Genomic DNA, 11,885 nt, shown 5'->3' on the forward strand with positions numbered 1-11,885 from the left:
CATATTTCCTATGGTTGAGTTTAATTGGGTTACCTTTGATTTACCTACATCCAGATATTTTAATTTCTGTAATTCTCCCCAACTTTCTGGGATTGGTCCGCTTATTTTGCTTCCATATAAGTATAAGCTTTCTAAATTCTTTAATCCCGATAAAATACTCCAATCCGTTCCCTGAAAATCTTTTTCTATATAATAAGAGGATAAACTTAAATAATTTAAGTACTCCAAATTTTTTATACTTTCCGGTAGTTTACCTTTTACATTATAAAAATAATATAAACTAAGTCCGGTGACATGTCCATTTTCTACTGTTACTCCACTCCATGGTATCTCATGTAAATTATTCTCCGATATATCCCATTTTTTCCATGAATTGGATCCACTCCAATTCGAACCGTTCAATTGGTTGTAAATATCTACTAAGGCTTGGTATTCTTTTTCAGGTAATTGCTTAACATTCAATGATTGTGAAAAACATAGAGAAAATGAAAACAGATAAAATATAAGAACTAATAATAATCTATTCATAAATAATTATATTTAATTAATAATATCTATTTAAATAAAAATATATAAAATATAAACAAATTGTTTATATTTATATAAAATAATAAATAGTATATATTATACAAATATAAAATAATATTAATTCATTAATAAATTATTTTACATTTAAATTGAAAATTTCAAAAATATAATTAAATAATAATCAATATCCTTATTATATACTATGTTTATATTTAATAATTAAACTAAAATAAATTTAAAACATATTAAATTATAATAAATATATTTTATTTGTCATTATAACAACTATAATCAATATATTATATCATTAATTAAAAAAAATATATTTATAGTTTTATTTATGAATTTTTGATTAAAAATAATTAAGATTTATAAAAAATATAAAGGGCTGAGACTTTTTTTAAAGTTAGGTGTTTAGATCAAATTATTAATATATCAATCTATTAAATTAATAAATTTTTTATATTTGATAATACATTTATAATAATAATAATAATAATATATTTATTAGTTTAATATAAATAACAATAATTTTAATTCAATTTTTATTTCTAGCGTTAGAATAATTTTTAAAGAGAAATGGGCTAATTAATTAATGTAAAATTTAGATTTATATTATTTGACAATTTAATGGTATAAAAAAACATATAAATGATGTATGTAAAACATCATATTGATATCTAGGGTTTATAATAATAAACGATATCGATGACATCAGATTTAGACATAGCTCCAGGATTAATTCCTAATTCTCCTTCCGGAATAGGAATTCCTAATTTTTGAAAATGACTTTCCCAATACGGAATAAATTTTCCTGTCTCGGAGGATTTAAATGTCATTACATTTAAAGGAAATACTTCTTTATTACCATTGGATATATACAAAATTTTATATATAAGCTCTGAACAATAGTATTGATCATTAGTTAAATCAAAAGCATCATCGTATTCTTTACCTATTAATTTTTGAGCTTCTTTTATCGCTTGTGGAATCAATTTTTGATAGGGTGCTTTCAATCTTCCAACAACAGAAATGGGCGGTTTATTTTCATATTTTTTTGGAATTAAAAATTCTTTCAGCGGTGTAATTTGTACTTTGGGATGAGTTGCTTCAATTACATAAAATGATTTTGTGATAGAATCTTTATATACCATTCCAACATGGGTGAAATTATAATTATCTATGCCTGAAGTAACCTGTTTGATTGCGCTATCCATATTTTTAGCATAGGTTTCTTGAAATAGTAAATCTCCATCTTTTAAATCAAATGTAAATGAACTATAACTTTGTGAAAAAACAAAACAAAATTGATATATAACGATTAGGCTAAAATACTTTTTCATAGATTTTATTTTTCGTTACAAATATAAAAAACACATAATAGTTTATGTGTTTTTTATATTTTTTTAAATTTAAATTAAAATTTCAACATTTTAAATCAGTTGATTGTTATATAATCTACACCACTATGAGCGGACATTTCAGGCGCATACACGGATTGCACTGAAGTAAACCCGTTTGAAAATTCTCCTTTATTAGTAGCTCTTACCTCATATTCAAACACATACGTTCCTTTTCTTATATGTTCAAAGAAAAAATTAGTAGATGAATCGCGGGTACTTTCATAATAACTTAATCCGTTTTGATATTTATACGAAGAAAAAATATTAACTGGTTCAAACCCTGATGCTCTCATATCTTTAATATGAATAAAATCCATATCACGATCTGCTTTTAGTATCAGTCTTACAGTAATTACATCACCGATGGATATATAATTTTTACTCGAAATATCCTGTAATATAAAACCTTGATCAGATACCGTTTTTTTAAATAATCTTTTCTGAATTTTTATAGCATTTCCTGCATCAGTTATTTTATCTAAATCTTCGATATATTGATAATATAATCCTCCCCAAGCTATACCGGGAGATGTTTTCTCAATTTTTATATCTCCCATTTCCGATTTCATTTGCTCAGAATTCCATGTTTTTTTAAAATATCCTGTAGTTTGAATCAAGGAAGCATCGACTGATGGATAAATTTGCTTGTTTCCACTAAAAATGGTCACATTTTTTTCTCCTTCAGACCAATCTTTTCCAAAATTCAATAATGCATACAAAGCATTCGTTTTAGCTTTCGTAGAGCCCCAAGAATTAGTCTGTTTATTACCTAGCAGCCAAATTTTCATTTCTTCTACAGAATTAATATCCCGGGGAGTTACCTCTGCAAAGGCTTCTATAATTTTAGTTTGAGATTCGATCGGGGTTTGGTATCTGGACCATCCGGCTAGATTATCTTTCCAATACATACCTGTAGTTTCTGATTTCACCGATGTTTCTTTCAAATTATGAAGCACAGTTTGCGCTGATGTAGTATATCCAAATCTATGCAAAGTGACGGCCAACATCGCTTTATTTTGTGTATCTAACTTTTTAAAATATTTTGTAAAATTTCTGTTAATCTCTTTACTGTAGTTTTCTGTTTCTAACGGTAATGGATAACGATCTTTCCAAAAACTTCTTACATAATAATACTGTAGTAAATCGCCCTCCTCTCCTGTTTTTTCCATTTGATTTTTATGGATATAATCCAAAGCGTTTTGATCGGAATATGCAATAGCTTTTTTAATCACCTGTTCCAGATCATTCGGTATATATGTTGAATACTGAATGCCCAACATTTTTCTGAGTTGACCTATTCCGGCAATAATATTATCAGTTATATATGCATTGGAATTTCCTCCTTCAAACCAAGCAAAACCACCATCAGGATTCTGCAAGTTTTTGAGTTTCTCTAGAACTTTAGCATTTTCTTGAGCCATTTGGTTTAAATCAAACAGCAAAGAGATTCTCTTTTTCTCTTCGGTTTCATTTTCACCGGTACGTATCCAAGGGGTTTCTTCTAATAGTATATTTTTCAATTCTTGATTCTTTTCTAAATTGGATATGTAGATCCCTTTAGAATTCCAATCATTTAATACATTTTTAATATTCGGAACGGTATTTACTATAAAAGAGGCCAATATATTCCCATATAAACGACTAAACACTTGCTCCGAATTTTCATAGGGATATTCCTTTAAATAAGGAATGGTAAATATAGCCAGCCATACAGGGTTACTAGCAACCTCCAAATTTAAACTTAATGGAGATAAGGACTTTGAAGAATGAGTACTAAGCTTATCTAAATGATATTCTTTTGTTTCATTTTCTTTTATGTTGATAGGTACAGATTCGGTAATTAATACCCTATCGGAAAGTATGGGAAGTACACTTTCTTCACCATCTGAAAAATTACCTGCATTTGCAACTATGCGGAAACTGACGGCTTGAATATTTTTTGGAACTTTAATTTTCCAACTTACTTCGGTATTTTTAGAAAGTTCTGCTTTGAAAGGTATAACAGGGGATAAATTATTAAATGTATTATCTACCGATTTTTGAGTCAATGCATCAAAAAGAAAAAGCCGTGCATTTCCTGTTATATTTTTTCCGGTTAAGTTATTAATTTTTGTACGTATCGTTAGTTCATCTCCTTCTCTTAAAAATCTGGGAAGATTAGGAACCACCATGAGATCTTTCTGAGTTTGTGCATGAAATTCGGCTGTTCCCGTATGTAAATCTTTGGTGTGAGCTAAAATAAGAAGTTTCCATTGAGTTAAAGCCTCCGGTGAGGTAAATGAAAATGTAACGTTACCTTTCTCGTCTGTATAAAGATTAGGATAAAAGAATGCAGTTTCTTCTAAATTCGTACGATATTTAAATTGAGAAAGATTCTTTTCTACATCTGCATCTTGATTTATTATCTTTTGTATACTATTTCTTCCTATAAGTCCATTTTCCAAATTTGAATCGGATTGCATATAATCAGCGTTTTTAGGAATGGCAATTGCAGAAGTAGCTACCACTTCCCCATCGTATAAAGTGCCTATGGATATATCCTTCAAATCAACATTTTTTGGGTTTTTATAAATTAAATTAGGTAACTTTTCTGATAATCTATTTGAAATGAGATTATAACCAATGGTAGAAGCCGATTGATATAATACCCCATACGTATAATATTTCCAAGGAGTGAATGTGAAAGTAGTTGGAGCAAATTGATCTAAAGACTCGTCGTACATTGTAGCCAGTACTTCTGCAGCAATTTTATCTTTATCATTCCCGCTAATAGTCAAAGTCCAAGTTTCTTTTTGTCCCGGATTTAGCTTATTCCTAAATACATCAGTTTTAATTTTTAAGTCTTTAGGTTTTTCAACAACCTCAATTTGAAAGCTTTTTACTTGATATCCATTTTCATTAACCAAATAAGTTAAAACAAATAGTCCATCACTAATAAAATCCTTAGTTGCCATAAAGGAATAGGTTCCTCTACCTTTAACTAAAGGTATTTCTTTGTGTATTATCCATTTTCCGTTACTTTCCAAATGTAAAATGGCTGTTGAATTTTTTAAATCAGAAAAAAAGTTGAGTTCAATTTTTTCTCCTACCTGATATGATGATTGAGAGGCATTCACGCTAAAATATTCATAATCTGATGATTTTAATGTTTTATCATCTTTTATTTCAATAATTCTTTGAGTTTTAACGGTATCAGTACCCAATACAGTTTCAGCTTCCACTAAATAAAATCCTTTTGATAATGGAGAAGAAAGGTTAAGAGTATCAGATATTTGAGTATCAAATTTATAGGTATTTATTTTTTCTTTTTTCCACGCCGACGGATCCTGCTCATCTTTAGCATAAGGTAAATGTGGAAAATAACGTTCAAATGATTCTTTATCGTATAATTGATATTCCGGAACGATTGCTAATTTATTTGGAAGAAGTATTCTGGATGGACCTTCTAATTTATATAGGTTAACCATCCCTTGAGCATATACTTTTACCTCATTTAAATTAGTTGATTGTATGATTAGTTTTGTAAAATCTTTTTGAGTGGATACATCCGGTGTATGTAAGATTAGTTGCAAAGGGAGATCTCCCAATGAAATTTTAGTTTTTTTAGTTTGGGTTTCTCCGGTATTATCTGTAACATCTACGGTTAAAATATAGGTATAATATCTATATTTATTATCCTTTTTAACATCTTTAGCCTTAGCGAGATAGGAAATTGCAAAAACTCCCTCTTTATCTGTATTTACTTCTCCATGTGCTATTATTTCGGATTGATCCGTATAAGGCATAGGATAATACATCCTATATAAAGGTACCAAACCTTTTCTTTCAACCCTGTATATAACTTTTGCATCAGTAACAGGCGATCCGTTATATGATAATGCTTTACCTTTACTTACCACCTGTTCATCTAGTTTATAATTTCCTGAAAAATCATCAAATATGATTTCAAATTTTGGTCTTTTGTATTCTTCTACTGAAAAATAATGAGTATCATTACTGAAATTGGAAGATATATAATAATTTCCTGTCAAACCTTCTTGAGGCAGAATAAACTCTCCAAATATACTTCCGTAATCATTTGTAGTTAAATTTAATGTTGAAATTTCCTGTCCATTCGCATTATTTAATGATAGAGTCACTTTTTGCTGTTTTACTACTAAGGTTTTATCCTTATCTTTAGTATAAAGTATTACTTTAAAAAAAACTTTTTGTCCGGGTCTATAGATGGATCTGTCCGTAAAAAAAGCACTCATCTTTTGAATATCATTTTTAATTACATCACTTTCATCATTGTACATGCTTGAAGGAAGTTTCATGTAGGAATGTGAAGAAGGAATATACATATAAGTATCTCCAAATTTTGAGCTGAGTTTAGATAAATCAAAAAGTCCGTGTGAGTCGGTTGTAATGGTATAGGGCTCAAGTAAATTTTTTGAATCTATATTTTTATTTTGTTTTTTGTATACGGTTATAGATTTAGTTGGATAAACCTTTCCCGTTTTACGATTTAATAATTGAAATAATGGATTTACGTATCTTCCTAATTTAACAATACTCCAATCATGGACCATAAAGTATAAGGTTCCATTGAACTTTGAATTTAATTCTTGATTGGGTATAAATGATGAATTAGTTGACAATTCCAACATATAATTTCCTTCGGAAAGACCTTCCAATTTAATTAACGTGGAATGAGTCTTAAAATCTGAAAACGATTTCCATTCCAACACACCATTTCTGATCTGTTTTTTATTTACCATGGAATAAATTCCATTGGATATAAATTCTGAATTAGTCGAATTTAACATCGTATTATTATCCGTATTTAGCTGAAAAATTCGATAATAAACTTTATTGATATTAGTAGCTTCTATTATCAACGGGATGTTTTCATTTGGTAATTGAACTTCATCCAATGAGGCATTGAGGGATATTTTTTGAATTTCTTCGATAAGATTTTTACAATTTATAGACCACGGATTATTTTCAGAATAGGTAACATTTTTACAAATTGAATATGCTTTTTCTTTGTTTGAATTCATATTCATACTCGCAGCTTTGTAATATAAATAGGCGGAAAATTTTTGAGTCGGATAAGAATTTGCTAAATTCTCTACTAAATCTGCTTTCTTCTCCAAAGTTTCAGAAGAATGAATAGTATTTTCAATTTGTTTTAATTTAACGTTTAGAAAAGCTGATTTATCCGGATCATTTTTATGAAATTCGTATAAATCTTTATAAAGATCGTTAATTTCTTCTTCTTTATTCTTTTTATCCAAAGACCCTTTGGTCTCAATTGTATTCTGCGTTAAAATAAACTCGCTTGATAAATCATTTTTTTCTAAAGCATGGATATATCGAAACACTAAAATATCGTATAAAGTAGGATATAATTCTATATCTTCATCTGAATTTAAAATGTTTTTCCAAAGTAATGTTTTTTCTTTCTTAAGTAATTGATCATTTTTAATGGATTCTTTATACAAGGAAAAACTCTTTTGCATGAGTTGTTGCGTGGACCAATCGCTAATATCATTGGAATGAAATTCAGTTTCTGTAATATTTCTTCTTTCCCAACGAGTTCTAATTGAATAATCTTCATAAATTTTTGCTAACATCGATTTTGTTAAGGATAAAGTAATCCCCTTAAAAGAATTCATTTCCTTTTCAAAATTTTGGATTACAAGTTTGTACGGATCATTATCTTTATCCTCTTGAGTTTGAGATAAGATTAGATATTGATATATCAAGGAATTAATAATTTCCGAAGAATTATTTTCTTTTTTTGCCTGAATGTATAGTTGATTAACTTTAGGAAGTAAAGATTTAAACTCTCCATTCTTCATTTCTATATCAATTTTCTTCCTTTCTTTATCATAATTGATAACTTGTGCCATACCTATTTGAATTATCCAAAAACTTAAAAATAAAAAAATCGATTTCATATGATTTTATTTCAAATTATAAAATATCTATTGTTAATTTATTACAATAAAGATGCTTAAATTACTAAATTCCATAAAGATTGTATATAATTTTTTAAAAAATTAATCTTATACATGGATAAAAAAACAATAAACTTAATTGGTAATATGATATAATATTCTATAAATTATATAATACAATAAAAAAAGCTAAGGAACAATTATTCGTATTAGAACTAATTATCTTACTATGATTGCTAAATTTTAGCGAAAAATTATATATAATTTTAAATGAAAAGATAAAAGAAAATGATCTTTGTGATAACAAGTAATTTGTATTACAATACCAATTCATTAAATAATTTTAAAAATGTTTGATTAAGATCCGAAGAAAACCCGGGATGTGGTCTGGATGTTTGAATCATAGTACTTCTTTCAGAAGTTAGCCAACGAAATCTTTCTGCAACCCCCATAGCAGCTATGCCTCGTCCTGTAGAATCTCCTATACTAATTTTTTTAAATGCTTCCAATGCTTTGATGATACAATCAATGTCAAAAGTATTATCTTTACTAAAACATTTTATTTTCTCTTGATCAACTATATATTCGACTTTGATAAATTTAGCTTCTTTTGAAAACAAAATAATTCCCACATTTATAAATTCTTCTCTTTCAACTTTCGGCACCAATCGTATGACGGAATATTCATATAATCGTTTTTCTTGCATTATTTGCTTCTTTTATAAATAGTTGTGAATTATTTAATCTGTTAGAAAGGAATTCTTGATAAATATTTTTTATATCCTGTATGGATTCTTCTGAACTTCTCCAATCTAACCAATCATCGGGTATTAAATTTACTATTTCACCGATTTTTTCTAAACTTATTAGTTCTTTGCACTGTTGATCAATTTCTTCGAGGTGCGAGGCAAAAGGTAATAATACATGGTTTTTAATTTCGGCAAAAGGTGTAACCGATAATCGTTCCCAGTTTATCCAAGAATGATGAAAATATAAGGAAGCTCCCATATCAATCAGCCATAATTCTTTATGCCAAATAAGCATATTCGTATTTTTAATCGTTCTGTCAATATTAGTTAAAAACGCATCTAACCATACAATTTTTGAGGCTAGATAGGAATCAACCTTTGTAACCACCGGATCATAAGTTAACGCTCCTGACAAAAAATGTAAACCTAAATTCAAACCTCTACTTGCTTTAAGTAAATCTTGTATTTCTTCATCAGCTTCCGTACGACCAAACGCTTCGTCTAAATAGATAAATACTATTTCAGGAATGTTCAATCCTAACAATCTTGCAATTTCCCCTCCAATTAACTCAGATATTAAAGCCTTAGTACCGTGTCCTGCTCCTCTGAATTTGATCACGTAATTAAACCCGTCATCAGCTTCTGCCAAGGCAGGTAAGGAACCTCCTTCTCTCAACGGGGTAATGTATCTTGTAACGTGTACGCTTCTCAGTTCCATAGTGAATGGGTTATCCTCGGTAAAGTTACATTTTTTTCTAACTATTAATTTTTATGAAAAATTAAATTTTCATTCAACATAAGTTTTTTATCTTAGCTTAAACTCAAATTAAATCCGAATACCCTTCACCAGGCAAGTTTAAAAATTTAATATACTTTGATTCATTTAAACTATTCAACTATAGATTTTCTTTAGTAAAAAGTATATATAAATCCGTAAAGATTAATACATTTGTACAGACAATAAAAAGGAATTATACTTTTTTATTTTAAGAAAATACAAGATGGCAAGTAAAGAAGAAATTAAAAACTTTTTGAAGGAAATAGAGGTTGATGACTTAGTCAGGAATGTACAAATAATGGGTGATACCGTTATAATCGATATGCTTTCTCATTCACCTGCCCTACATGAAAAGAAAAGAATGGAAACAGCTATGCATACAGCTTTTGAACAAAAGTTTGGAAAAGATGTACAGCTTAAATTGAATATTTCAGTAGAAGTACCGGAAAAAAAGGATTCCAGAGGAAATGCTATTCCGGGTATTAAAAATATAATTGCAGTTGCTTCAGGAAAAGGCGGTGTCGGAAAATCTACCGTTGCATCCAACTTGGCAACAGCCTTAGTTAAAATGGGATTTAAAGTGGGCTTATTGGACGCTGATATATACGGACCTTCGGTTCCTACCATGTTTGATGTTACCAATGAAAAGCCTTTATCAGATAATAATAAAATTATACCTGTGGAAAGTTACGGAGTAAAGCTTCTTTCTTTAGGATTTTTTGCAGGAGCCAACCAGGCGGTTATTTGGAGGGGAGCTATGGCTTCCAAAGCGATCCACCAATTACTTCATGATGCCAATTGGGGCGAATTGGATTTCCTTCTTATAGACCTTCCTCCGGGAACCGGAGATATACATCTATCGATCGTACAAGAAGTTCCCGTAACCGGATCCGTTATAGTTAGTACACCGCAACATGTGGCCCTGACGGATGTAAAAAAGGGGGTTGCTATGTTCCAAATGCCGGAAATTAATGTACCTGTTCTTGGTTTAATTGAGAATATGGCTTATTTTACGCCAAAAGAATTACCGAATAATAAATATTATATTTTCGGAAAAAAAGGTGTTAAAAAATTAGCTGAATCTATGGACCTTCCTTTCCTCGGTGAAATTCCTATCATACAATCCATCAGAGAGGCTTCTGATTACGGAAGACCGGCCGTATTACAAGAAGATGAAATGGTATCCGTAATTTATATGAACTTGGCTAAAAATATGATAAGCAGCCTGGTCAAAAGAAATGAAGATTTACCACCTTCAGAAGCGGTAAGAATTACAACAATGGCGGGATGTTCTAACAATTAATTTTATTATTTTACATGCAAATGAATACATTAACAGACAGAATAAATCAAGCATTAGAAGAAATTCGTCCTTTTTTAATGTCCGATGGCGGCGATGTTAAACTTATAGAAATCAAAGATAATAAGGTTTTTGTAAGCTTTACCGGCGCATGCTCTGATTGTTCAATTAATCAAAGTACATTAAAATTAGGTATTGAATCAACTATAAAAAAACATGTACCCGAAATTGAAGAAGTAATAAGTATAAGCGAATAAAAAATTTAATCCTGCTCTTTTGTTATTTAATTTTTGGCAATAAGTTTGATAGAATTATGATATTTTAATCTATTTTTATATTAATTACTTTTATTTAATAAATGTTATGAGCTATAACTAATAACCAAAAATTTGGAATGAAAAAATTATTTACGATAGTAGTTACGTTCTTATTCTTTTTTATATTTATATCAGCGGATTATTCAACGCCCTCTCCTACTCAATTTAAAGACGGGGAATATTTAAAGTACAGGATTCATTATGGTTTTTTAAATGCCGGATATGCTACTTTTACCACAAATGTGGTAACATATAATGAAAAAACTCACTATCATGTGGTTGGTAAAGGATATTCTACCGGTGCGGTAAAATTATTTTTTAAAGTGGAAGACCTATATGAAACTTATATAGATAAATCCACTATGCTTTCTTCTAAATTTATACGTAAAATTCGCGAAGGTTCCTATGTAAGAGATCAAACGATGGTCATTGATCATACGAATAAAAATATTACTTATACCAATAATAAATCCAATACTTCCAAAACCTATAATTATACGGGAGAAATGCACGATATGTTATCTGCATTTTATTATTTAAGAAATATGAATACCGATAATTATACAGCGGGCGATTATATTAATCTTAATATATTTATGGATGGTGAAACTCTAAATTTTAAACTTAAAATTTTGAATAGAGAAACAGTCTCTTCAAGTTTTGGAAAAGTAAAATGTTTAAAAATCAGACCCTATGTCCTTGCAGGAAGAGTTTTTAAAGAGAAAGAAAGTGTAACTATGTGGGTAACCGATGACTCAAATCATGTTCCAATTCAAATTAAAGCTGAATTAGCCGTTGGATCTTTAAAAGCCGATTTAAGTAGTTATAAAAATTTAGAAACTCCAATTAATTTTAGTAAATAATT

General features: G+C 29.1%; 7 protein-coding genes and 1 pseudogene. 3 read left to right on the forward strand and 5 right to left on the reverse strand.

Annotated features, from left to right (window positions below):
* From J3U20_RS02075 to J3U20_RS02095, 5 genes and pseudogenes are all read right to left on the reverse strand, one after another.
* Nucleotides 1–528 (reverse strand): annotated as a pseudogene (locus tag J3U20_RS02075) (hypothetical protein); the annotation flags it as partial.
* 680 nt (nt 529–1,208) lie between these two features.
* Nucleotides 1,209–1,871, reverse strand: coding sequence for a YiiX/YebB-like N1pC/P60 family cysteine hydrolase (locus J3U20_RS02080; RefSeq protein WP_160542197.1), 663 nt, complete (start codon nt 1,869–1,871; stop codon nt 1,209–1,211).
* Between the two features lie 95 nt (nt 1,872–1,966).
* Nucleotides 1,967–7,876: an alpha-2-macroglobulin family protein gene (locus tag J3U20_RS02085; RefSeq protein ID WP_160542198.1), complete on the reverse strand. Its 5,910-nt coding sequence runs from the start codon at nt 7,874–7,876 to the stop codon at nt 1,967–1,969.
* Nucleotides 7,877–8,193: 317 nt separating this feature from the next.
* On the reverse strand, nt 8,194–8,583 hold the full coding sequence (locus tag J3U20_RS02090; protein ID WP_160542199.1) for a DUF3037 domain-containing protein: 390 nt from the start codon (nt 8,581–8,583) through the stop codon (nt 8,194–8,196).
* Complete coding sequence (locus J3U20_RS02095) at nt 8,561–9,343, reverse strand: HipA family kinase (protein ID WP_160542200.1); 783 nt, start codon at nt 9,341–9,343, stop codon at nt 8,561–8,563. Before J3U20_RS02095 ends, J3U20_RS02090 begins: the two co-directional genes overlap by 23 nt.
* A gap of 283 nt (nt 9,344–9,626) precedes the next feature.
* Here J3U20_RS02095 and J3U20_RS02100 point away from each other — a divergent pair, with 283 nt between their 5' ends.
* The 3 genes from J3U20_RS02100 to J3U20_RS02110 all read left to right on the forward strand — a co-directional run bounded on the left by J3U20_RS02100 (nt 9,627) and on the right by J3U20_RS02110 (nt 11,883).
* Nucleotides 9,627–10,706, forward strand: a complete 1,080-nt coding sequence (locus J3U20_RS02100) for an Mrp/NBP35 family ATP-binding protein (protein WP_160542201.1) — start codon at nt 9,627–9,629, stop codon at nt 10,704–10,706.
* A 14-nt stretch (nt 10,707–10,720) separates the two neighbouring features.
* Nucleotides 10,721–10,960 carry a NifU family protein gene (locus J3U20_RS02105; protein WP_105298136.1) on the forward strand — a complete coding sequence of 80 codons (240 nt, stop codon included), beginning with the start codon at nt 10,721–10,723 and terminating at the stop codon, nt 10,958–10,960.
* Between the two features lie 137 nt (nt 10,961–11,097).
* The gene (locus tag J3U20_RS02110; RefSeq protein WP_160542202.1) at nt 11,098–11,883 is read left to right on the forward strand and encodes a DUF3108 domain-containing protein; all 786 of its coding nucleotides are present in this window, start codon (nt 11,098–11,100) and stop codon (nt 11,881–11,883) included.
* The last annotated feature ends 2 nt before the right edge of the window (nt 11,884–11,885 follow it).

This window comes from Apibacter sp. B3919 (genome assembly GCF_026537405.1).
In the GTDB taxonomy this organism is placed as follows: Bacteria; Bacteroidota; Bacteroidia; order Flavobacteriales; family Weeksellaceae; genus Apibacter.

Excerpts from the sequence above, each read along its gene's own strand:
- J3U20_RS02080 (WP_160542197.1), bottom strand. The coding sequence starts at position 1,871 with ATGAAAAAGTATTTTAGCCTAATCGTTATATATCAATTTTGTTTTGTT.
- J3U20_RS02085 (WP_160542198.1), bottom strand. The coding sequence starts at position 7,876 with ATGAAATCGATTTTTTTATTTTTAAGTTTTTGGATAATTCAAATAGGT.
- J3U20_RS02090 (WP_160542199.1), bottom strand. The coding sequence starts at position 8,583 with ATGCAAGAAAAACGATTATATGAATATTCCGTCATACGATTGGTGCCG.
- J3U20_RS02095 (WP_160542200.1), bottom strand. The coding sequence starts at position 9,343 with ATGGAACTGAGAAGCGTACACGTTACAAGATACATTACCCCGTTGAGA.
- J3U20_RS02100 (WP_160542201.1), top strand. The coding sequence starts at position 9,627 with ATGGCAAGTAAAGAAGAAATTAAAAACTTTTTGAAGGAAATAGAGGTT.
- J3U20_RS02105 (WP_105298136.1), top strand. The coding sequence starts at position 10,721 with ATGCAAATGAATACATTAACAGACAGAATAAATCAAGCATTAGAAGAA.
- J3U20_RS02110 (WP_160542202.1), top strand. The coding sequence starts at position 11,098 with ATGAAAAAATTATTTACGATAGTAGTTACGTTCTTATTCTTTTTTATA.